This window comes from Dyella dinghuensis, from assembly GCF_003977615.1.
In the GTDB taxonomy this organism is placed as follows: domain Bacteria; phylum Pseudomonadota; class Gammaproteobacteria; order Xanthomonadales; family Rhodanobacteraceae; genus Dyella_B; species Dyella_B dinghuensis.
The window spans coordinates 156689-179368 of record NZ_RYZR01000002.1 but is presented as its reverse complement, the minus strand read 5'-3'; the positions used below and the strand labels follow the sequence as shown (position 1 = coordinate 179368).

The following is a 22680-nucleotide window of genomic DNA, read 5'->3' as shown; positions in this document are numbered from 1 at the left end:
GGCTGATATGCTTGTCCGATGGAGCAACTCAACAACAGCATGGCGGCGCTGATGGCCGACCGGTTCCGCGGTTTCCTGCCGGTAGTCGTGGATGTGGAGACGGGCGGGTTCGATGCGGAACGCGACGCGCTGCTTGAAATAGCCGCCGTTGCCATCGGCATGGATCAGGAGGGCAACCTTTACCCTCATCCGGTCGTATCGACGCATGTCGAACCCTTCCCCGGTGCGAACATCGATCCGCGCTCGCTGGAAATCACCGGCATCGATCCGGACAACCCGCTGCGCGGGGCATTGAACGAACGCGCGGCGCTCGACCATATATTTCAGGCCGTGCGTTTAGCCATTCGCGAGGACGATTGCCAGCGCGCCATCCTCGTCGGACATAACGCGGCATTCGATCTAGGCTTTCTGAATGCGGCGGTGCGCCGTGTCGGCCATAAGCGCAATCCGTTCCATCCTTTCAGCACGTTTGACACCGTCACACTGAGCGGATTGGCCTTCGGACAGACAGTTTTAAGCAAGGCAGTGCAAGCTGCCGGTTATACGTTCGATGCCCGCGAAGCCCATTCGGCGGTCTATGACGCCGAGCGCACCGCACTGCTTTTCTGTCGCATCGTCAATCGCTTGCGTGCACTTGAGGTGCTCGAGCTCGAACGGGTTGGTTCGACTCTGCCCTAGCCGTCGGCCGCTAAATTCTTGCGACTGTCATAAGGCTGAAATATTCATCTCATCTCATTGCAACACCCAGCCCCTGCAATAGAGGGACTTTACGGCATGACTCGCCACTTCCCTCCAAAGGAGCCACTGTGTTGACTTCATTCAAACTCCCGTCTCGCCTCGGCGCGCTCGCCATTGCGGTCGCTGCGTCCGTCTTCGGCATGACGGCGCACGCTACCGACATCACTGGTGCGGGCTCCAGCTTCGTCTATCCCGTCATCTCAAAGTGGTCGGCGGCTTACGCCGAGAAGACCGGCAATCACATCAACTATCAGTCGATTGGTTCGGGCGGCGGTATCGCTCAGATCAAGGCCGGCACGGTCGACTTCGGCGCATCCGATATGCCGCTGAAGCCGGAAGACCTGGCCAAGTTCGGTCTGGGCCAGTTCCCCGACGTGATCGGCGGCATCGTACCGGCGTTCAACGTGGCTGGCGTCGCTCCGGGCACGCTGGTGCTCGACGGCCCGACGCTGGGTGACATCTATCTCGGCAAGATCACCATGTGGAACGATCCGGCCATCGCCAAGATCAATCCCGGCGTGCACCTGCCGTCGTCGAAGATCTATGTGGTGCATCGTTCGGACGGTTCGGGTACGACCTTCAACTTCACCGACTACCTCTCGAAGGTGAGCGCGGATTGGAAGTCGAAAGTCGGTGAAGGCACTGCCGTGCAGTGGCCGACCGGTATCGGTGGCAAGGGCAACGAAGGCGTCGCCGCTTACATCAAGCAGATTCCGAACTCGATCGGCTATGTCGAATACGCGTACGCGCTGACGAATCATCTTGGCTACGCGAAGATGAAGAATGCCGCCGGCAATGTCGTCGAGCCGAACACCGCCAGCTTCCAGGCTGCCGCCAACACGGCTGATTGGAAGAGCGCGAAAGACTTCAACCTGCTGATGACGAACGCTCCGGGTGCTCAGGCTTGGCCGATCACTGCCACGTCATGGGTCATCATGTACAAGACGCCGAAGAATGCTGCCAATACCAAGGTTGCTTTCGACTTCTTCAAGTGGGCTTATGAGCACGGCCAGGATTCGGCTCGCACGCTGAACTACGTGCCCCTGCCAGACACGCTGGTGCAGCAGATCGAAGCCTACTGGGCCAGCGAATACAAGATGTAAGCTGATCGCTGTCGCAAGGACAGCAACAGCTGTAGTGACTTGCGACGCGCGCAACCGACGGTTGCGCGCGTCGTGCTGATTAAAACCGACCGCGGATAACGCCTCAGCATGTCAGCGATAAACGCAGAACCGCTCCGACGCGATATCGAACATCGCGCACGCGCCGATGCACGACACGATTTAATATTCCGCCTGCTGTTGCGTCTGTGCGCCCTGCTGGTCCTTGCCACCCTGCTCGGTGCTGCGCTGTCCACGTTGTGGGGTGGCCGCGATGTGCTCTTCAAGGATGGCTTCCACTTCCTGTTCAGTTCCGACTGGAATCCGGTGGAAGACCAATACGGTGCGCTCGCACCGATTGTCGGCACACTGGTGACGTCGCTGATTGCGCTGGTTCTTGCGGTTCCCGTAAGTTTTGGCATCGCACTTTTTCTTACCGAGATCGCACCCAGCTGGATGCGCGGTCCGGTGGCTACGGCGATCGAATTGCTCGCCGGCATTCCCTCGATCATCTACGGCATGTGGGGCCTGTTCGTGTTCGTGCCCTTCATGGCCAGCATCGAGCCGTGGATGAACGATACGCTCGGCAATATTCCGCTGATCGGCCAATTGTTTCAGGGTCCGCCGCTGGGCCTGGGCCTGCTCACAGCGGGCGTCGTGCTCGCTGTCATGATCCTGCCCTTCATTTCTTCAGTGATGCGCGAAGTGTTCCAGACGGTGCCTGCGCGTCTCAAGGAATCGTCATACGCACTCGGCTCCACCAAGTGGGAAGTGGTGTGGGATATCGTGCTGCCCTATACCCGTTCAGCCGTGATCGGCGGTATCTTCCTGGGGCTGGGTCGTGCGCTCGGCGAAACCATGGCGGTTACGTTCGTGCTGGGTAACTCCTACAACATCACGTCGTCGTTGCTGATGCCGGGTACCTCGATTTCCTCGAGCATCGCCAACGAATTCAACGAAGCGGTTGGTTTGCATCGCTCCGCGCTAATCGCGCTGGGCTTCCTCCTGTTTGTCGTGACCTTCATCGTGCTGTTGATCGCACGCTTGATGCTGCGCCAGCTGGCACGCAGGGAGGGCCGCTGATGTCCGTTATTTATGTACGTAGACATATCACCAACATTGTTGCGTTGGCGCTCAGTGGTGTGGCGACGTTGATCGGCTTGATCTTCCTGGTCTGGATTCTCTGGATTACGGCAGAGAACGGTTTCAGTGCCATCAGCGGATCGTTGTTCACCAAGATCACCGCGTATGCCGATCAAGGCGGTCTTTCCAACGCCATCGCCGGCAGCTTGATCATGGACCTGATGGCGTTGTTGATCTGCGCCCCGATCGGCGTGCTCGCGGGTACCTACCTTGCCGAATACGCAAGCTCGACGAAGCTTGGCGCCTCGATCCGCTTCCTCAACGACATTCTGCTGTCCGCACCGTCGATCGTGCTTGGTTTGTTCGTCTACGTCATCATCGTATTGCCGATGTCGAATCTGACGAACGGGGCGATCTCGTTCTCCGGTTTTGCCGGTAGCGTGGCGTTGGCGTTGATCGGTTTGCCGGTCATCGTTCGCACTACCGACGAAATGCTGCAGCTGGTTCCCGGCACCTTGCGCGAAGCAGCGCTTTCTCTGGGCATTCCGCAGTGGAAGCTCACTATGCAAGTGCTGATGCGCGCGGCCTTCTCCGGCATTCTTACCGGCATACTGCTCGCGCTGGCGCGTCTTGCCGGTGAAACGGCACCGTTGTTGTTTACCGCATTCGGCAACAACTTCATGACACTGCACCCGCTGGACAAGATGGCCAGCATGCCGGTGACGATTTATCAGTACACCAACGATCCCAATCCGGCGCTGCATGCGATTGCGTGGGCCGGCGCGTTGTTGATCACTCTATTCGTGCTGGCGTTGAGCCTGCTGACCCGCATCATGTTTTCGCGCAAGAAGGTGAGTTATGAATGACCTCGCCGCCGCCACCGCGGCGCCCCTGACCGGCGCCGCTACGCCGCCCAAGATCAAAGTGCGCGACGTGCACTTCTACTACAACGGATACCATGCGCTGAAAGGCATCGACATGGATATTCCCGAAAAGCAGGTCACTGCGATCATCGGGCCGTCCGGTTGTGGCAAATCCACCCTGCTTCGCATCTTCAATCGCATCTACGCGATTTATCCGAAACTGGAAGCGAAAGGCTCGATCGAGCTCGATGGCGAGAATATTCTCGACAAGGATTACTCGATGAATCGCCTGCGCACCAAAGTGGGCATGGTGTTCCAGAAGCCGGTGCCGTTTCCGATGACGATCCATGAAAACGTCGCCTACGGTATTCGTCATCACGAGAAGCTTTCGCGCGCCGACCTGGAAATCCGTGTCGAGCAGGCACTGCGCAGCGCAGCGCTGTGGGATGAAGTGAAGGACAAGCTCAAGCAGAGCGCGCTCGGTCTTTCCGGTGGTCAACAGCAGCGTCTTTGTATTGCGCGCGGCATCGCGTTGCGTCCGGAAGTACTGCTGCTCGACGAACCGACTTCCGCGCTCGATCCGATTGCCACCGGCCGTATCGAACAGCTGGTCGAAGAGCTGAAGCACGAATACACGATCGTGATCGTGACCCACAACATGCAGCAGGCCGCGCGTTGCTCCGACCGCACTGCCTTCATGTATCTGGGCGAGCTGATCGAATTCGACAACACCGAAAAGATCTTCACCAAGCCGGGCAAGAAGCAGACCGAAGATTACATTACCGGTCGATTTGGTTAACGGCGCAAAGCGCCCACTTTAATCCCTCTCCCCTCTGGGGAGAGGGCGGGGTGAGGGGCCAGTCTCGCGACAACTTCGCGCAGGCCCCCTCTTCCACTTCAGACCAACGAGGCAACACCCATGAGCGGCAGCAGCAAGGAACACATCATCAAGAGCTACGACGACGAACTGATTCGCCTGACCGGCGAGCTGGTTCGCATGGGCGAACTGGCCGTCAGCCAGCTGGAAGCTGCTATCGACGTGGTAGACCGCCGCGACGAACGCGCAGCCCAGCATGTCGTGCACAACGACGATGCGATCGATCAGCTGGAACAGGAAATCAGCCACGACGTCGTGCGCCTGCTGGCCCTGCGCGCGCCGATCGCCGGCGATCTGCGTAACGTCTTCGCCGCACTGCGCATCGCTGCCGACATCGAGCGTATCGGCGACTACGCCGCCAACGTCGCCAAGCGCTCCATTCCGCTTTCCATGGCTGCTCCGCTGACGCCCACTGGCGGCCTGGCGTATCTGGCAAAACTGGCCGCCGAAGAAGTACGCGAAGTACTGCGTGCCTACCGCGACCGCGATGCCGAGCGTGCGTACAAGGTGTGGCAGGACGATGTGGAGCTGGACGAAGCCTATACCGGCTACTTCCGCGAACTGCTCACGTACATGATGGAAGACCCGCGCGTCATCACGCCCTGCACGCATCTTTTGTTCATGGCCAAGAACATCGAACGTATTGGCGATCACGCCACCAACATTGCCGAGAACGTTTGGTTCCAGGTCAAGGGTGAGCCGTTGACTGGTCAGCGCGACAAGCGTGATCTGACGTCGAGCCCGGAGCCGGTGAAGTTGGGTAATCGTCCGGAATAATCCGAGCGCTACGCACGAAAAAAGGGACCGCTCGACGGTCCCTTTTTATTTCCCCATCAGCGCCTGAGGCTCGCACAATTTTTGCTGGACGACTTCAGCAAAGTCAGAGAAGTGCAAAGTTAATGGGTAATTTTACGCTGCCTCATCGTCATCCCAGCGAAAGCTGGGATGACGAGCAAAACGGGGTAAGTGACCGCCTCAAAGTAGCATTCACCACGGCGATGTCTTGTGCCCGCTCTCACGCGCCTCACGTCGCACGCGAATACCGCGCCCAATCCCGAAGATACCGATAATCAGCCACGCCACCTGCATGATGAAAGCAGGCATATTGAAGTGGCCAAACAACAACGACAGCATCACGCCCAGCGCACCAAGCACATTCATCGACTGGAAGATCAAACCGTTACCGCGCAGTTTGTGTGCCTGCAGAAGAAAAAAAGCCAGCAGCACCAGCACGACGCCGATGTATCCCGCCCAATCGTGCCAATAGAACGTCATCGCGCGCCTCGCTGACGCAACGCTTCGAACAGCACCACACCGGTGGCAACGGAAACGTTGAGGCTTTCCATGGAGCCGGGCATCGGAATACGCGCCACGAAATCGCAGTTTTCCCGCGTCAGGCGACGCATGCCTTCGCCTTCGCTACCCAGCACCAGCGCCACGGGGCCTTTCAGATCCACATCGTAAATCGCTTGCTCGGTATCGCCGGCCAATCCGGTTATCCACACACCGGCATCTTTTAGCGTACGCATGGCGCGCGCCAGATTGGTGGCAGCGACCAACGGAACACGATCTGCACCACCCGCCGAGGCACGCCGTACCACCGGCGTAAGGCCCACGGCGCGATCCTTCGGCACGATCACAGCCGTGACATTCGCCGCCGCCGCGCTACGCAGGCATGCACCCAGATTGTGCGGATCGGTCACACCGTCCAACACCAGAAACAGCGCATCGGAACCTGCGACGGTAAGCAGATCCGGCAAATCGCTCTCACTTGCCACCGGCGGCGGTTCGTACAACGCGACGATACCCTGATGACGCGCTTCACCCGACACGCGATCAAGCTGTTCGCGCGGACGATGATGCACAGGAATCTTCAGCGCTTTCGCACGCTCCGCCAACTCATGCACGCGCGGGTTGCGCTGACCGTTTTCCACCAGCACTTCGCGAACGCGCTCGGCATCGTTGCTCAACGCGCCTTCTACCGGATTGATCCCGACGATCCAACTGTCGCTCATCGTTTGCCTTTCGATTTATGTTTGCCACCCTTGGGCGGCTTCGGCTTGCCTTTATCAGCCGCTTTGCCGCCTTTGCCCTTGGCCGCTTTGTGGCTCGGTTTGGCGCCACCGGGTTTCGCTGACCCGCTATCACGCCCCGGCAACGGCGGCAGCGATGGTAACGGTTTGCGCCCGGCAGGCAACGAATAGCGTTCGCCTGCCGCGGAATAGTCGTACGCGCGCGTGGTTGTCGGCACAGACGCGGGAGCGCCTTTGCCCTCCTGCACGAGACGGAAATCGATCTTGCGATCTTCCAGGCTCGCGCGCAGCACCTGTACGCGTACGTGATCACCCAGGCGGAACTGCGCGCCCGTGCGCTCGCCCTTCAATAAATGCCGCACCGGATCGAAATGATAGTAGTCGTTGGAAAGCTGGCTGATATGCACCAGACCCGACACCTTCGATTCTTTCAGCTCGACGAACAAGCCAAACGATGTCACACCGGTAACCGTTCCTTCGAATGTTTCACCGACGTGTTTGGCCATCCACGCGCAGCGGAAACGTTCATCCACATCGCGCTCGGCTTCCTCAGCGCGACGTTCACGTTGCGAGCAATGCAAGGCCATCGCGGCCATGGCCGCTTCGGTATAGGTGTAGTTCGCCGGTTTGCCGCCCTGCAGGGCGTAACGAATCGCGCGGTGCACCAGCAAATCGGGATAACGGCGAATCGGCGAGGTGAAGTGCGCGTACGCGGTCAGCGCCAGACCGAAATGCCCGCGGTTGTCAGGCTGATACGCCGCCATGCTTTGCGAGCGCAGCAGCACGGACTGAATAAGTTCGCGTTCCGGGCGATCGTGCACTTTGCGCAGCACTTCGGCGTAATCGCCCGGCGTCACCTCTGCCACCGGCGGCATGCGCAGCTTGAACTCACGCAGGAACTGCTGCAGGTCTTCGTACTTCTCCACCGGCGGCGGTTCGTGCGCGCGGTACAACGCGGGAATCTTGCGCTTTTCGAGGAACAAGGCCGCCTGCACGTTGGCGGCAATCATGCATTCCTCGATCAGCTTGTGCGCATCGTTACGCTCGACGGCTCCAACCGTTTCAACCTCGCCCGTCTGATCGAGACGGAATTTCACTTCCGGCGTTTCGAAATCAATGGCACCGCGCTGGCGACGCTGCTCGGCCATGGCCTTGTACAGTGCGTGCAGATTTTCCAGCTGCGGCAACACATCGGCCACTTCATGTCGCGCATCGGCATCTTTCTCGCCAATGGCTTTCCACACGATGTCGTACGTGAGGCGCGCGTGCGAGCGCATCACGGCTTCGTAGAACTTCGACTTGACGACCTCGCCCTTCGCATCGACCTGCATGTCGCAGACCATGCACAAGCGATCGACTTTCGGATTGAGTGAGCAGATACCGTTGGACAGCGTTTCCGGCAACATCGGCACCACGAAACCGGGGAAGTACGTCGAGGTACTACGCTCGTACGCTTCCTTGTCCAGCGCGCTACCCACACTTACGTAGTGCGACACATCGGCAATCGCGACGACCAGCCGCCAACCACCACCGCGCTTCGGTTCTGCAAACACCGCGTCATCGAAATCGCGCGCGTCGGCACCGTCGATGGTCACCAGCGGCGTCTTGCGCAGATCGACCAGGCCCTCGCGCTCCGCAGCCGTAACTTCCGGTTCGATCTGGGCTGCTTCACGCAATACTTCGGGCGGCCACTCATGTGGCAGGTTGTGACTGGCGATCGCCATTTCCACCAGCAACGACGGCTGCAAGCGCTCGCCAAGCACCGAGAGAATGGCCCCTAGCGGACCGCGGTAGGCCGTCGGCGGATCGGAGATTTCGGCAACGACGATTTGTCCAGCGCGCGCGCCCTGTTCCTTGCCGGGCACGATCATCACGTCCTGATGCAGCCGCCGGTCATCCGGCACCACCAGCGTCACACCGTTGTCGACCACTACGCGCCCGACCAGTCGCGGCGAGCGCCGCTGCAACACTTCGACGATGGCGCCCTGTCGGCGACCGCGGCGATCCAGGCCCACCACGCTAGCCAGCACGCGATCACCGTGCATGACGCTGCGCATCTGATAGGGCGAGAGATACAGATCGTCACCGCCTTCGTCTGGCCGCAGGAATCCATAGCCTTCTGCGTTCGCCAGTACCACGCCTGGGATCAGATCCAGCTTGCGAGCGGGGCCGTAACCGCCGCGACGTCCCAGTAGCAGCTGACCATCGCGCACCATCGCGGTAAGCCGTTTGGCCAGCGCGGTGATGCTGTATTCGTCATGCAGATTCAGCGCTTCGGCGATGCGCGCTTCCGTCAGCAACTCGCCGCGCTCTTCCAGCAGCGTAAGAATCGCTTCACGGCTGGGAATGGGCTTGTCGTAACGTTCCGCTTCGCGATCGGCGAAGGGATCGTGTCGCCGCTTGGGCAACGCTCCTTCGTCCGATGCCGCGGTACGCCGGCGTCCGGTTTTTGCCTCGCCAGAGCGGGCCTTGGTTGCCTTGACCGCTTTGCGCGGAGCCTTGTCCTTGGTTCGATCATTTTTTTTGGTCACGGCCTAGTATCGCCTTGATGAATGGTCCGGATAAATGCCCCCGTGCATTCGCCTATCGTGACCGGTAAAACCGTGAAGAAATGGTTGACAACAAGCCAGCGGACACCTACTCTACGCGGCTCGCACAGCCTCAAAACGGCGCCTGCGACACCTGCCCAGGTGGCGGAATTGGTAGACGCACTAGTTTCAGGTACTAGCGGGTAAAACCGTGGAGGTTCGAGTCCTCTCCTGGGCACCACTTAAAAGGCCGCGCAATGCGGCTTTTTTGTTGCCTGCTCTCGAGGCGGACCGGATTCAACTTCGCTTTATTCCGCACTAAAGAGACCGCCCCTTTTTATAGGGCAGCCTGCATTCCACGAAAGTGTGTAAACCGAAAACGAATCGATCAGGATCAAGAACTCGCGCAGCTTAGAGTGAACGCCGAAGTCACGGGTGTAACTTGACCGCCCGCGGACCCGGATTGTTGAAACGACACAAGTAGCTGGTTGGGCGTAGCGGGTATCGCCACTACCATGCCAGTTATGCCGGAGGTCGTAGACGTCGCGGTACATGACGATGCGCTTGGAGCGTTTCCATGAAACGTTACCTGATACGCAGAGCCCTCACTGTCGGATTGAACCGTGACGGCAATAATCCAGCTACTCGGATTTTGACTGGTGATTGCACCCGCACTGCTGATATTTGCAGTGTCGTTGTTGGACTGTGCCTGCGTTGCGGAGAAAGGCACACCGCCAATCACGAGCAACGCAATCAATGTCATCGCTTTAGCTCTCATGGATACCTCCACTGGGGATGAGTACGGACCAATCGTTTAACGAAATATTGAGGCCCTACCAGGATGCACAAACATGGTTGGATTTCTCGCGACTAAATAAAACGAATCGCCTAACCTCGATTAAAGTTCACGCAAGATTCGAAAGCCAACTCGGCCACTGCGGACACTTGCTTCAGCACCCTGCCGATATGCCGAATTAACCTGCTCCGGCGAACTGCCCCACGAACCGCCGCGTATCACGTGTGAGGAACATCCCGGATTAACCCACGCGCTGCCGTCGACCGGTGCGCGGACGTAGTTGTCGTGCCAACAATCGGCCGTCCATTCGGAGACGTTACCGTCAATATCAAATAAGCCAAACGCATTCGGTGCAAACGTCATGACTGGCGCAGGGCCCCAGTAGCCATCGCTATACCCCTGGAAAGCATGGCTCCAGCGTCGGCCGCTGGGTGAACGATCAAGCGAACCCGTGAGATTTTCTACCTTGGTCTTGGGCGTGCCGGCACCCCACCAGTAGCGCGTCGTGCTTCCGCCGCGTAGCGCGTATTCGAACTCTGCTTCGCTCGGCAAACGATATTGTTTGCCCGTGCGCTTGCTCAGCCACTGAACGTACGCGTTGGCATCGTTCCAGGAGATATTGACCACGGGAAGGTTGTTACTTGCGCGATGACCTGCATAATCGCTCTCCCAAGTAGCGCTTGAATCATCGCGCATCACGCCGGTGCTTTCGTCATAGACGCTAGCGCCGCCGATGGTGACCGAATCGGGTTTGTAGCCACTCGCGCGTACAAACTCACGAAATTGACCCACGGTGACGTCCGTTTGGGAAAACGCAAAACCTTTGCTGAGGTTGACTTCATGCTGAGGTGTTTGCGAATCGCTGCGCCCTTGTTCGTTGTCGGGCGCACCCATCATGTATTTGCCAGTGGGAACGACGAGCATGGTGGGCGATTGACCATTCATATCGACGAAGCGATCGGTAAACACCTGTCCGGGTTTGTAGTTCGCATACAACTGCGCATTGGTAAGGCGCTGCTCGAACTCATCGATGCCCGCGAGCTGCGGATTGATCGCCTGTGCCTGCCCCGCCAATTGCTTGGCGAGCGCGATGTTGCCGCCATCGAGCGCAGAACGCGCCTGCGCAAGCACGCCCGTTGCACGTTGCTGACGAATAGCTTCCACCTGGGTGTGCACTTGCTGCAACTGCGGCGACTCAGGCTGGATGCTTTGCGCTTCCGTCATCGCGTTTTCGGCGCCGGTGAAATCATTTTGCGCGACGGCAGCCAATGCACGGTCGAGCACGACATGCTGTACCTGCAACACGCCTTCCGATGCGACGGGGTTTTGCGCGTCGATCGTTTGCACCTGCCTGTACAACTCCAAGGCGTTGTTGCCCGCAGGTTGATCCGCGTGTCCTTGCTGCAGCAGGTCGGCTGCCTTGGCCAACATCGGGCGCACTTCGGTCAGCGTCTTCATGCTGGCCTCAAGCGGCCCCACGTCATTAGCGGAATTGGGGACCGACTTGAGGTAATCGAGCTGCGTCCGTGCCGATTCAGAATCGCCGATCGCGATGTCTTGCGTCACTTCGGCAATCAGGTGAGTACGCACCTGATCCAGCCCTTGCGCAGCGGCACGACTGTCCGGCTTGAGCGACAACGCCTGCCCATACAACGCAGCAGCGCTGTTTTTGTCGCCAGCAACCTGCCCGGCCAGAAACGCCTTGCCTGCGCGATCAATCAACGCCTTCACCGCAGGAGAATCGGCACTCAGCTGCTCCGGCAACGGCGCGCTCTTGCGATTGAGGCGCGCCGCGATCACCGCCGTGGGCGCCAGCGTCAGAGGTGGTCCCGCGTTGATTTCCTCCTGCGCGGACGGCAACACGCTGCCGGCCCGGGCAGGCACCAAAGCAGGCACCGCACGCGTCACCGGCGACGTCGGATTGGCGATTTCCTCCGGACTGACATGGAAAACTTCGGGGAAAAAGTGATACGTGAGGCCGAACGCCAGCACGACGACGCCAAGCGCCCCACCCAGCGCACGCTGACGTTGTACGGTGTCCTTGCTTGGCATGGTGGGCGTTCCGTGGCTGGCCTGCTATGGTTCGCTGCTTACCTTATGGCACCGCCGATGACGGGGCAATCGCGAATCGCCGGTTTTGTCGTCCCAAGGAATATGCATGACCCTGCCCATCCAGCCGCCCAAGGCAGATTGGATCGACCAACGCGACAAACTTGAACCGTGGCTGGCTGAGCTTTCGGCTGGCTCGGTCGTTGGCCTCGATACCGAATTCATGCGCCGCAATACGTTTTATCCGCAGCTCGCGCTGTTGCAGCTTGGCTGGCAGGAACGCTATGCGCTGGTCGACCCGCTCGCCTTCGACATCGGCAACGCGTTGGCACCATTGAAACGCAACGACGTAGTCACGCTGATGCACAGCGCGAGCGAGGATCTGGAAACCCTCGTGCCGTGGTTGCCGGAGGGCCCAGGCGTGTTGTTCGACACGCAGATCGCTGCTGCCTTTGCCGGCATGGGGTTGGGCATCAGTTACCGCGCGCTGGTTGCAGAGATGGCGGGTGTTGAACTGGATAAGGGCGAAACACGCTCGGACTGGATGCAGCGGCCGCTCACCGCATCGCAAAGCGCCTACGCCACGCTCGACGTCGTGTATCTGCACACCATCCATCAGCAGCTGACCGAACGTTTGGCGCAGCGCGACCGCACCGCATGGCACGCTGAAGACTGCGAGCGCCTGAAACGAAAAAGCTGCCGGCGCGAAGGCGATCCGCAACCGCAAGTGGCATTGCGCGGCGCCGCCGAATGGCCCCGCGAACAACAAGCGTTACTGCGGCGCCTGTTGATGTGGCGCGATATCGCCGCGCGCCGGCTCGACCGTCCGCGGCCATGGTTGATCGAAGATGCGCTCGCGCTAAGCCTCGCTCAACAGCCGCCCAAGTACCTCGGGGAGCTGGAGCAGCGCAGCAGCGGCCAGCGCGCCCTGCGATCCGCACAGCGAGAGGAAGTATTCGAGCTTCTTTCGCAGCCCGTAACCGATGACGAGATCGCCGATACCGATCCGATTCCGCCCCACCCGCAAGGCGCGGCCAAGCAAGCCTTGTCCGCCATGAAACAGCGCGTGGACAACCTGGCCGTCGAACTCGACCTCCCGCCCGGCCTGCTCTGTTCGCGCAAGTCGCTGGAGGAATACGTGGTCACGGCCATCTGGCCTGAGGCGCTGGAAGGCTGGCGGCGCGCTGTTTTGCACGATCGGCTGGCTAGCCTGCTGCCCGACGCAGGGCTTGGCGCCACCCAGGCCCACTGCTAACATTTAACGCTCGCGTGGGGCGGTAGCTCAGCTGGGAGAGCGTCGCGTTCGCAATGCGAAGGTCGGGAGTTCGATCCTCCTCCGCTCCACCAATTCCACGCAACGAAAAAGCCCCGTGGCCCGGCCCCGGGGCTTTTTCGTGTCGCACATGCTGCGATGCGAATCGGGCAAACTTGCCGGAACATCCACTCACGGACCGTGGACGCCCCATGAAACCCCGTCGGCGCAGCAAGCTGTGACAGCATCGGACATCGCGCCAGGCATCGGCCCTATCGAACCCGGATTGATGGTGATTCACGGCAATCGCCAGGAAGACCTGCGCGACCTGCTGGTGGCGTGGTTGCAACGTGCGCCGCTGCAACCGCTGGAAAACGAAGTGATGCTGGTGCAGAGCAACGGCATTGCGCAGTGGTTGAAGATGGCGTTGGCGCGTCCTGTCGATGCGGGCGGATTGGGTATCAGCGCCGCGGTCGATGTGCAGTTGCCCGGGCGCTTCCTGTGGCAGGCCTATCGCGCGGCGCTTGGCGATGATGCGGTTCCCACCACATCGCCCTTCGACAAATCGCGCCTCGTATGGCGTTTGTTGCGCCTGCTGCCGCAACATCTTGGCGAAGACAGCTTCACGCCGTTGCGAAATCTGCTTGGCGACGGCGCTGACTGGCGTCGCCGGCATCGGCTTGCGATGCAAGTCGCCGATCAGTTCGATCAATATCAAGTCTTTCGTGCGGATTGGCTGGAAGACTGGGAGCATCGCAACGACGTATTGCGCGACACGTTACGCAACCGCGCTTTCGAGCTTCCAGCCGAACAGCGCTGGCAGCCGCGTTTATGGCGGCTTCTGCTCGATGATGTTCCTCCGGCACAGCGCGATAGCCACCGCGCAGCCGTGCATCACCGTTTCATGCAGCAGATGCAATCGCTGACATGGCGGCCGGAATCGTTGCCGCGGCGTATCGTTGTTTTTGGCATTACGTCGTTACCGCAGCAAACGCTCGAAGCGCTCACCGCACTCGCGAAGTACAGCCAGGTGTTGCTGCTGGTCACCAATCCATGCCGCCATTACTGGGCCGACATCATCGAGGACCGCGAGTTGCTGATGGCTGAGCAGCGGCGTCACGCCGGCAAGCCCGGACTTCCGCCGGAGCCTCGTTACGAAGATCTGCATCTCCATGCCAATCCACTGCTGGCAGCATGGGGCAAACAAGGGCGCGACTTCATTCGACAGCTCGATGCGTTCGACCAGCCGGAACGCTATCGCCAGCACTTTGCCTCGATCAAGCGAAGCATCGACCTGTTTCAGGATGTAGGCACCGACTCGCTCCTACATCAAGTGCAGCAAGCTGTGCTGGATCTTGAGCCCGCACCTGTCGATCCGTCGCAACGCAAAGTGTTGCGCAAAAACGATCGGTCGCTGCGCTTTCAGATCGCGCACAGCCCGCAGCGCGAAGTCGAAATACTGCACGATCAGCTGCTGGATCTTTTCGAACGCGCCGCACGCAGCGGCAAACCGTTGGCGCCGCGCGACATCATGGTGATGGTGCCCGATATCCGCACCTATGCATCGCATGTGCAGGCGGTGTTCGGCCGCATCGCGTCGGACGACCCGCGATTCCTACCCTACAGTGTGGCCGATCAACCGGGGCGCGGGACCTCGCCCCTGCTGGTCGCGCTGGAGCAGTTGCTTCGCCTCAACGAATCGCGTTTCACCGCAAGCGACGTACTCGATCTTCTGGACGTTCCTTCGCTGCGCCGCCGTTTTGATATCAACGAAGACGACCTGCCTGTACTTCGCCGCTGGATTACCGAATCCGGCATCCGCTGGGGTCTTGACGGCAAACAAAAGCAGACGCTGGATCTTCCGGACGACGAACAAAATAGCTGGCGCTTTGGCCTGCGCCGCATGTTGCTCGGCTACGCCACTGGCGACGCCGAGGCGATCAAAGACATCGCGCCCTATGCAGAAATCGGCGGCCTCGAAGCGGTGTTACTCGGACAACTGCATCAGCTGATCGATACGCTCGAACGCTATTGGCGCTTACTTTCTTCTCCGGCCGCGCCGGCGCAATGGAGCGAGCGCCTGCGTTATCTGCTGCGCGACTTCTTCGACACACGCCGCGACGACGCTGACACGCTACGCATCGACCGCCTGGAAGACGCACTCGATACGTGGCTCGACGCATGCAACGAAGCGCAGTTCACCCAACCCATTCCTATTTCGATTGTTGCAGAAGATTGGCTGCAAGCCGTCGACCAGAATCATCTCTCGCAACGCTTCATGGGCGGCGCGGTGAATTTCGGCACATTGTTGCCGATGCGCGCGATCCCGTTCCGCGTCGTGTGCCTGCTTGGCATGAACGACGGCGACTATCCACGCCGCATCTCGCCGCCGGACTTCGATCTGATGGCAAGAGCAGGCCAACATCGTCCCGGCGACCGCTCTCGTCGCGACGACGACCGTTATATGTTTCTGGAAGCGCTTCTCTCGGCACGTGATGTGATGCACATCAGCTGGGTCGGACACAGCATGCGCGACAACAGCGAGTTGCCGCCGTCCGTACTCGTTGGTCAACTGCGCGACTACCTCGCCAACGGTTGGCTAATCTCCTCCGATGATGGCGACACTGAATCGCGCAAACACGTGCTGGCATCCATCACCACCGTTCATCCGCTGCAGGCTTTCAGTACGCGTTATTTTGCCGATGAAGCATCACCGCTATTTACCTACGCGTCTGAGTGGGCGCGTGCACGTGAGTCATCTTCGACTATCGATGAGACACCACTCGCACCTTGGCAATCCGAATCGACCATCGACGTGGTGACGCTGCAGCGGTTTCTCTTCAACCCCGCCGCAAGTTTCTACAACGAACGCCTGAAGGTGCGTTTCGAAGATATCGACACCGGCCCCGAGGACGACGAGCCGTTTGCCTTGAATGGACTAGAAAACTACGCCGCTGCGGATGTCTTGCTACAGCAGGCATTGATGGCTGGCGAAGGCGACACCTTACTCACACTCTCCCGTACCGCCGCTCGTTTGCGGCAACAAGGCGCGCTGCCCGCGGGTGGCTTCGGCACGCTGGCCATGGACGAAGCAAGCGACGCGGTACAACGCATCCTTCAGCGCTGGCACGCTGCAATGGATCATTGGTCAACGCCCCTGGAGGCTTGCGAGCTGCGCTACGAGCATGAGGGCTTGATCATCGAAGGATGGCTGGATGACCTGCGTGCGAGCGGTGAAAACGAACCCGTCAGACTACTCACATCGCCCGGCAAGTTGTTGCAAGGCAAAGCCATTCGCTTCGACAAATTGCTTCGCGCGTGGGTGATGCAACTGCTCGCCAATGCGTGCGGTCTCCCATTGTCGACACGCTTCTTTTCGGCGGACGCAACCATTGCATTGAACCATTACGAACGCGAAGACGCCCGCATCCATTTGAACACACTGATCGACGCGTGGCGCGACGGCATGCAATCACCCTTGCCCATCGCACGCCGCACTGCATTCGCGTGGCTGCTGGCCGAAGAGGATGGAAAAGACGCCGCGGAGGCGGCACGTCTTCGTTATGAAGGTAACGACGGCCCGTATGGTTTTCAGGGCGAAGTCGTCACGGAGCCCTATTTGGCCCGCTCATGGCCAAGCTTCGGCCAGTTATACGCCGCGGGTTTTGAGCAATGGCTAGCGCTTTATCGTCCTCTACTTAACGCCGCGGTGCTGGAGAGCAACGCATGAGCGCCGTCGCACCGCTCGATCCACTGCGTTTGCCGCTGCAAGGTATTCGTCTTATTGAAGCGAGTGCCGGCACCGGTAAAACCTGGACGCTCGCAGCGCTTTATCTTCGCCTGGTGCTGGGCCATGGCGGACAGCCTTCGCAGCTACCTGCACAGATTCTCGTCGTCACCTTCACGCGCGCTGCCACGGCCGAACTTCGCGAACGCATCCGCGACCGCCTGGCAACGGCGGCGGCAGCGTTCCGCGATCAACTGATCCCAGACGATTTTCTCCGCGACTTGATCGCCGAGTACCCCGACGCGAACGAGCGCGCCGCCGCCGCTAGACAGCTCGATCTCGCCGCACAATGGATGGACGAAGCCGCCATCTACACCATTCATGGATGGTGTCAGCGCATGCTCGCCCAGCATGCGTTTGAAGGCAGCGACACGCCCGGAGTCATCGTCGATGAAAACGCACGCCTCATGGAAGCCGTGCGCGACTATTGGCGCCGCTTTTATGCCCCGCTTGATGACGCCGACGCGGCAGCCGTTGCCAGCGTATGGAACGATCCGCCATCGCTGCAACGCGCGGTCAAGCCACTTCTGTACAAACCCTTGAACCATCTACGCATGCAAGGTCATGCGCTGCCCGTGGTGAACGATCTCGTCACGGCGCTCCACGAGCGCACACAACCGCAGCACGAAGCAGAGAACGCGGCTCGAACATTGTGGTCCGGCGACGCCGATGCCATCGAAGCCATGCTCCGCACCGCTACGATTAATCGCTCGCTAAAGAACACCTCTTACAAGCCGGACAATCTCGACCGCGACATGGCTGCATTACGCGCATGGGCCGAGGGCGCCGATGCCGACAGGAAGCTTGTTGGCAAATACGGACAAGCCACTCTCAAGGAATCCACCAGCAAGAACGGCGTTACGCCTGTACATGCAGCGTTTGCTGCCGTTCAAACCCTGTCCGATCTTTGGGACGCAGAGCAACCGCTCGCCCCGCTATTGCTTGCACATGCTGCGCCATGGATCACCGCGCGCGTAGAGAAAATTCGAGAGCGTCAAGCCATCCCCGGATTCGACGACATGCTGCGTCAACTCGACGCAGCGTTGAAAGGTCCTCACGGCGAACAACTCGCGCAAACAATCGCGGCGCAGTATCCGCTTGCCTTGATCGATGAATTTCAGGACACCGACCCGCTGCAATGGCAGATCTTTCAACGCATTTACGCCAATCGCGCGGATACGGGTCTCTTGCTCATCGGTGATCCGAAGCAGGCCATCTACGGTTTTCGCGGCGCGGACATCCATACCTATTTGAACGCGCGCGATCAGGCGCAAACGCCCACATGGACGCTCACCACCAACTACCGCTCCGAACACGGCTTGGTCGCGGCGGTGAACCATATCTTCGAATACGCCGACAAGCAGCCGCACGGTGCTTTTGGCTTCGGTGACGGTGCGCATGGCCTGCCCTTCAACCCGGTGCAAGCCCATGGATTGAAAAATGAGCTGCAAGACCATGGCCAGCGCATGCCAGCGCTTGCGTTGCATGTTCTATCCGATACCTCGACGCTGAATGTCGGTAGCTACATCAGCGAGGCAGCATCTCACGCAGCGGCACACATCGTTGGCATGCTCAATGCCGCCAGGTCGGATCTGTGTATCTTTACCGACAAGGCGAACACGCAAACTCCCTTGAGATCCCGCGACATCGCAGTAATTGTCCGGAATGGCCGCGAAGCCAACGCCATACGCACAGCTCTTTACGAACGAAACGTCGCCAGCGTGTACGTATCAGAACGTGACTCCGTGTACGCGTCGACCGAGGCCCAAGATGTGCTTTTGTGGCTTCAAGCCTGCGCATTGCCCTCCTCCGACCGAGCTATGCGCGCCGCACTAGCCAGCACAACCATGCATCGAAGCGTGGCCGAGCTTGACCGACTCAATCACGATGAAGCCTATTGGGAAGCATGCGGCGAGCAATTCCGAACGCTGCAATTCATCTGGCAACGCCATGGCGCACTAGCCATGTTGCAAAACCTGTTGCACCACTTCGACCTCCCATCGCGATGGCTGGCGAAATCGAATGGCGAACGCGTGTTGACCAACCTGCAACATCTAGCCGAGTTGTTGCAGCACGCATCGACGAGTCTGGATGGCGAATACGCCCTCATCCACTATATCGCCGCGCAAATAAGGCGTGCTGACGAACACGAAGGCGACACCAGCGAAGAACATATCGTCCGCCTCGAAAGCGAAGCCGATCTCGTTCGGGTTATCACTATCCATAAGGCAAAAGGCCTGCAATACCCGGTGGTGATATTGCCGTTTATCTGCCGCTTTCAGGATGCGCCGCGGGGAAGCGTGCAATCCTGGCATGATGATCGCGGTCAGTCATGGATCGATCTCCAACCGGACGCAGAAGCCTGCGCACGTATCGAACGCGAACGCTTGCAAGAAGACCTTCGCCTGCTCTACGTCGCATTGACCCGCGCCCAATATGCGTGTTGGCTCGGCATCGCCTGCGTGGTGGAAGGTCAAGGCAAGAAACCGGTTCTGCATCGCTCGGCGTTTGGTTACGTGCTTTCCGGCGGTACACCCATCGAAGCACAGGATCTTTTACCCCGCCTTCAGGCACTGTGCGAAGGCGCAAGCGATATACATCTAAACATCGCCAACGGACCGGCGGATATCACGCGCCTCGTTCACAGCGCGAACCGCACAGGGCTCGCACGTCCAGCACGCCACTATGCGTTGGCGCCTCCGGAAGCGTGGTGGATCGCCAGCTACAGCGCACTGACCCACGGTGCCGGCGACGTGGTGCGTCAGATCGCCCCCGAAACGGCAACGCAAGACGTACTGACGGAAGCAGCGCGCGAATCCACCGAGCGCGTTGTCGGCGACAGCGATCAGGGACTCCACGCGTTTCCACGCGGCGCAGAACCCGGAACGTTCTTGCACGATATTTTTGAATGGATTGCGGAAAACGGCTTTGCATCGACCGTAGAAAATCCAGCACAGCTCGAACAATACGTAGCCCGCCGCTGTCAGCGACGCGGTTGGCAGATGTGGATTGTGCCGCTCATGCAATGGCTGCCAGCCCTGCTGCGCACCCCGTTGCCACTACCGAATGGCGGCACGTTGACACTGGACGATCTCGACAATCGCCAACGCTATCAAGCCGAGCTTGAATTCTGGTTCGAAGCCAACCACGTCGACACTCAGTATCTCGATCAGCTCGTCACGCAGCATACGTTGAACGCCGAATCACGCCCAACGCTGGCGCAGAATCACGTCAACGGCATGCTGAAAGGCTTCATCGACTTGATCGCGGAAAAAGATGGGCGCTATTACATCGTCGATTACAAATCCAACTGGCTGGGCGACAACAACACGGCCTACACTTCGGCTGCCATGCGCGAAGCCACGCTTCAATCGCGCTACGACCTGCAATACGCCATCTACACACTCGCGCTGCATCGGCAACTTCGCGCCCGGCTTCCAGGCTACGACTATGAGCGTCACGTAGGCGGCGTGCTCTACCTCTATCTGCGCGGCATCGATCACGCTGGGCACGGCGTCCATACAGAACGTCTACCGTTTGCGCTTATCGATGCACTCGACACGCTGTTTGAAGGAGCCCGCGCCGATGTCGCGTGACGCCCTCCTTGCAACGTTGAACGATGCCGTCGGCAAACGCGTGCTGCGCCCGCTCGACATGGCCTTTGCGCGCTTCATCGCCGAATGCGATCCCACCGCGTCGCCGCAACTGCTGCTTATCGCTGCGCTGACGAGCCGTCAGCTTGGCGGCGGCCATCCTTGCCTGAATCTCCACGCGCTCGACAACCTGGCTGACGAGCAGGAATGGCCAACGGCGTGGCGCGACCTGCTGCACGCGGAACCGCTTCCCGCATCGCCCCTGCTCGCCGGACACGATGGCCTGCCGGACAATGCACCGCTCGTCCACGACCAGCACCGTCTTTACTTGCGGCGCTATTGGCAATACGAACGTCGTGTCGCCGAGGGCATCAAGGCGCGGCTAGGCGTTATCGCCCTGCCTGCCGATACGCTGCGTCACGAATTGCAACGTCTGTTTCCCACACCAAACCAACATGGCGTCGATTGGGCACGCGTTGCGTGCGCATTAGCGGCGCGCAGCGCGTTCAGCGTCATCACCGGCGGCCCCGGCACAGGCAAAACCACCACCGTCGTGCGCTTGCTGGGATTACTTCAAACGTTGCATCTAAGCGAAAACACATCAGCACTGCGCATACGGCTGGCTGCGCCAACCGGAAAAGCGGCCGCGCGACTCAATGCATCCATCGCCAAGCAAATCGCCAAACTCGATGTCGATACACACGTTCGAACATCCATTCCGCAAGAAGTCGAAACGCTTCACCGATTGCTGGGCGCGCGCCCGGATACGCGACGTTATGCCTACAACCGCCAACACCCGCTTCATCTGGACGTGCTGGTCATCGACGAGGCATCGATGATCGACCTCGAAATGATGGCAGCCGTGCTCGATGCCCTGCCCGCGCATGCACGCCTGATCCTGCTTGGCGACAAAGATCAATTGTCTTCCGTGGAAGCAGGCGCAGTACTGGGTGATCTGGGGCGCCGTGCCGACGAAGCGCACTACGATGCCACCACCGCAGCATGGCTGCGATCCATAAGCGGCGACGATGTCGAAGGCCATGTCACCGGCGACGCACAGCCGCTCGATCAGCACGTCGTCATGTTGCGAAGCAGCCACCGCTTCGACGCCACCAGCGGCATCGGCCAGTTAGCGGCAGCGGTGAACGCAGGCGACAACGCACGTGTCACCACATTGCTTGACACCAAGTCAAAAGATGTCGCCTGGATCAGCGAAGGCACGACAGGCGCATCACTCGCGCTGGACGGAAACGCTACGCAATTCAGCGACGACGCATCGGGCCATCGGCCACACGGCTTCCGCTTCTATCTAGACCATCTGCGCCAAACGCGGCCGCCCGACGACGCCGACAACGCGAGCTACCGGCAATGGGCGCGCGGCGTGCTCGACGCATTCAGTCATTTCCAGGTGTTGTGCGCGGTCCGTCAGGGCCCCGCGGGCACAGATCGCATCAACCGCGATATCGCCGCAAAACTGCTCGCTGCCGGGCTCATCGAATCCGACCGCGGTTGGTACGAAGGCCGCCCCGTCATGATGACCCGTAACGACTACACCCTGGGCCTGATGAACGGCGACGTCGGCATCACCTTGCGCATGCGCGGACCGGATGGGTCGCTGCGCCTGTACGTGGCCTTTCCCATAACCCGTGACTCACCCTATGCCGCCGCAGACGACGACAACCACGTGCGCTGCGTACTGCCCTCCCGACTGGGCGACACGGAAACCGTCTACGCGATGACCGTGCACAAGTCGCAAGGCTCGGAATTCGAGCACACGGCGCTGATCCTGCCCGATGACGCCCCGGCCATACTCACGCGGGAGCTGCTTTATACGGGTATTACGCGTGCACGCAGCTGGTTGAGCCTGATAAGCAGCCGAGGGGCGCTGGAACAGGCGCTTTCGCAGCGCACGCGGCGGTATTCGGGGTTGGCGCAGAGGTTGTCGCATTCGTAATTGCTACCCGATTAAGCGGGCCCTCTA

General features: G+C 59.9%; 14 protein-coding genes and 2 tRNA genes. 12 read left to right on the top strand and 4 right to left on the bottom strand.

Annotation, left to right across the window (positions count from 1 at the left end):
* Positions 1–18: 18 nt before the first annotated feature.
* The 6 genes from rnt to phoU all read left to right on the top strand — a co-directional run bounded on the left by rnt (position 19) and on the right by phoU (position 5438).
* Positions 19–678 carry a ribonuclease T gene (rnt, locus tag EKH79_RS01845; protein ID WP_126672084.1) on the top strand — a complete coding sequence of 220 codons (660 nt, stop codon included), beginning with the start codon at positions 19–21 and terminating at the stop codon, positions 676–678.
* A gap of 131 nt (positions 679–809) precedes the next feature.
* Positions 810–1841, top strand: a complete 1032-nt coding sequence (gene pstS, locus EKH79_RS01840) for a phosphate ABC transporter substrate-binding protein PstS (RefSeq protein ID WP_425478456.1) — start codon at positions 810–812, stop codon at positions 1839–1841.
* Positions 1842–1949: 108 nt separating this feature from the next.
* The gene (gene pstC, locus EKH79_RS01835; protein ID WP_126672082.1) at positions 1950–2921 is read left to right on the top strand and encodes a phosphate ABC transporter permease subunit PstC; all 972 of its coding nucleotides are present in this window, start codon (positions 1950–1952) and stop codon (positions 2919–2921) included.
* Positions 2921–3787 carry a phosphate ABC transporter permease PstA gene (gene pstA / locus EKH79_RS01830; RefSeq protein ID WP_126672081.1) on the top strand — a complete coding sequence of 289 codons (867 nt, stop codon included), beginning with the start codon at positions 2921–2923 and terminating at the stop codon, positions 3785–3787. The genes pstC and pstA overlap by 1 nt, the downstream gene beginning before the upstream one ends.
* Positions 3780–4583 (top strand): phosphate ABC transporter ATP-binding protein PstB, encoded by an 804-nt coding sequence (pstB, locus tag EKH79_RS01825; protein ID WP_126672080.1) that lies wholly within the window; start codon positions 3780–3782, stop codon positions 4581–4583. The genes pstA and pstB overlap by 8 nt, the downstream gene beginning before the upstream one ends.
* Before the next feature lie 120 nt (positions 4584–4703).
* On the top strand, positions 4704–5438 hold the full coding sequence (gene phoU, locus EKH79_RS01820; RefSeq protein WP_126672079.1) for a phosphate signaling complex protein PhoU: 735 nt from the start codon (positions 4704–4706) through the stop codon (positions 5436–5438).
* A gap of 210 nt (positions 5439–5648) precedes the next feature.
* Here the strand turns inward: phoU and EKH79_RS01815 are convergent, their stop codons facing one another.
* The 3 genes from EKH79_RS01815 to rnr are packed head-to-tail and all read right to left on the bottom strand — an operon-like array spanning position 5649 to position 9225.
* The gene (locus EKH79_RS01815; RefSeq protein WP_126672078.1) at positions 5649–5936 is read right to left on the bottom strand and encodes a CBU_0592 family membrane protein; all 288 of its coding nucleotides are present in this window, start codon (positions 5934–5936) and stop codon (positions 5649–5651) included.
* Positions 5933–6676 carry a 23S rRNA (guanosine(2251)-2'-O)-methyltransferase RlmB gene (gene rlmB / locus EKH79_RS01810; RefSeq protein ID WP_126672077.1) on the bottom strand — a complete coding sequence of 248 codons (744 nt, stop codon included), beginning with the start codon at positions 6674–6676 and terminating at the stop codon, positions 5933–5935. Before rlmB ends, EKH79_RS01815 begins: the two co-directional genes overlap by 4 nt.
* Positions 6673–9225 carry a ribonuclease R gene (gene rnr, locus EKH79_RS01805; RefSeq protein WP_425478447.1) on the bottom strand — a complete coding sequence of 851 codons (2553 nt, stop codon included), beginning with the start codon at positions 9223–9225 and terminating at the stop codon, positions 6673–6675. Before rnr ends, rlmB begins: the two co-directional genes overlap by 4 nt.
* A gap of 153 nt (positions 9226–9378) precedes the next feature.
* On the opposite strand from rnr, the gene EKH79_RS01800 reads away from it, so the two are divergent.
* Positions 9379–9463: transfer RNA gene (locus EKH79_RS01800), tRNA-Leu, on the top strand.
* A gap of 657 nt (positions 9464–10120) precedes the next feature.
* Here the strand turns inward: EKH79_RS01800 and EKH79_RS01795 are convergent.
* On the bottom strand, positions 10121–12070 hold the full coding sequence (locus EKH79_RS01795; protein ID WP_126672076.1) for a formylglycine-generating enzyme family protein: 1950 nt from the start codon (positions 12068–12070) through the stop codon (positions 10121–10123).
* A gap of 106 nt (positions 12071–12176) precedes the next feature.
* On the opposite strand from EKH79_RS01795, the gene EKH79_RS01790 reads away from it, so the two are divergent.
* From EKH79_RS01790 to recD, 5 genes are all read left to right on the top strand, one after another.
* Positions 12177–13322, top strand: coding sequence for a ribonuclease D (locus EKH79_RS01790; protein ID WP_199754090.1), 1146 nt, complete (start codon positions 12177–12179; stop codon positions 13320–13322).
* A 16-nt stretch (positions 13323–13338) separates the two neighbouring features.
* Positions 13339–13414: transfer RNA gene (locus tag EKH79_RS01785), tRNA-Ala, on the top strand.
* 56 nt (positions 13415–13470) lie between these two features.
* Positions 13471–17049 (top strand): exodeoxyribonuclease V subunit gamma, encoded by a 3579-nt coding sequence (recC, locus tag EKH79_RS01780; RefSeq protein WP_233590158.1) that lies wholly within the window; start codon positions 13471–13473, stop codon positions 17047–17049.
* Positions 17046–20702, top strand: coding sequence for an exodeoxyribonuclease V subunit beta (gene recB / locus EKH79_RS01775; RefSeq protein ID WP_126672074.1), 3657 nt, complete (start codon positions 17046–17048; stop codon positions 20700–20702). The genes recC and recB overlap by 4 nt, the downstream gene beginning before the upstream one ends.
* Positions 20692–22653, top strand: coding sequence for an exodeoxyribonuclease V subunit alpha (gene recD, locus EKH79_RS01770; RefSeq protein WP_199754089.1), 1962 nt, complete (start codon positions 20692–20694; stop codon positions 22651–22653). Before recB ends, recD begins: the two co-directional genes overlap by 11 nt.
* Positions 22654–22680: the final 27 nt, after the last annotated feature.

What these genes read in the sequence shown, in the direction of transcription:
- phoU (WP_126672079.1), top strand. Translation starts at nt 4,704, where the DNA reads ATGAGCGGCAGCAGCAAGGAACACATCATCAAGAGCTACGACGACGAA.
- recD (WP_199754089.1), top strand. Translation starts at nt 20,692, where the DNA reads ATGTCGCGTGACGCCCTCCTTGCAACGTTGAACGATGCCGTCGGCAAA.
- pstA (WP_126672081.1), top strand. Translation starts at nt 2,921, where the DNA reads ATGTCCGTTATTTATGTACGTAGACATATCACCAACATTGTTGCGTTG.
- EKH79_RS01815 (WP_126672078.1), bottom strand. Translation starts at nt 5,936, where the DNA reads ATGACGTTCTATTGGCACGATTGGGCGGGATACATCGGCGTCGTGCTG.
- recC (WP_233590158.1), top strand. Translation starts at nt 13,471, where the DNA reads ATGCTGCGATGCGAATCGGGCAAACTTGCCGGAACATCCACTCACGGA.
- rnt (WP_126672084.1), top strand. Translation starts at nt 19, where the DNA reads ATGGAGCAACTCAACAACAGCATGGCGGCGCTGATGGCCGACCGGTTC.
- rlmB (WP_126672077.1), bottom strand. Translation starts at nt 6,676, where the DNA reads ATGAGCGACAGTTGGATCGTCGGGATCAATCCGGTAGAAGGCGCGTTG.
- recB (WP_126672074.1), top strand. Translation starts at nt 17,046, where the DNA reads ATGAGCGCCGTCGCACCGCTCGATCCACTGCGTTTGCCGCTGCAAGGT.
- EKH79_RS01795 (WP_126672076.1), bottom strand. Translation starts at nt 12,070, where the DNA reads ATGCCAAGCAAGGACACCGTACAACGTCAGCGTGCGCTGGGTGGGGCG.
- pstB (WP_126672080.1), top strand. Translation starts at nt 3,780, where the DNA reads ATGAATGACCTCGCCGCCGCCACCGCGGCGCCCCTGACCGGCGCCGCT.
- pstC (WP_126672082.1), top strand. Translation starts at nt 1,950, where the DNA reads ATGTCAGCGATAAACGCAGAACCGCTCCGACGCGATATCGAACATCGC.
- EKH79_RS01790 (WP_199754090.1), top strand. Translation starts at nt 12,177, where the DNA reads ATGACCCTGCCCATCCAGCCGCCCAAGGCAGATTGGATCGACCAACGC.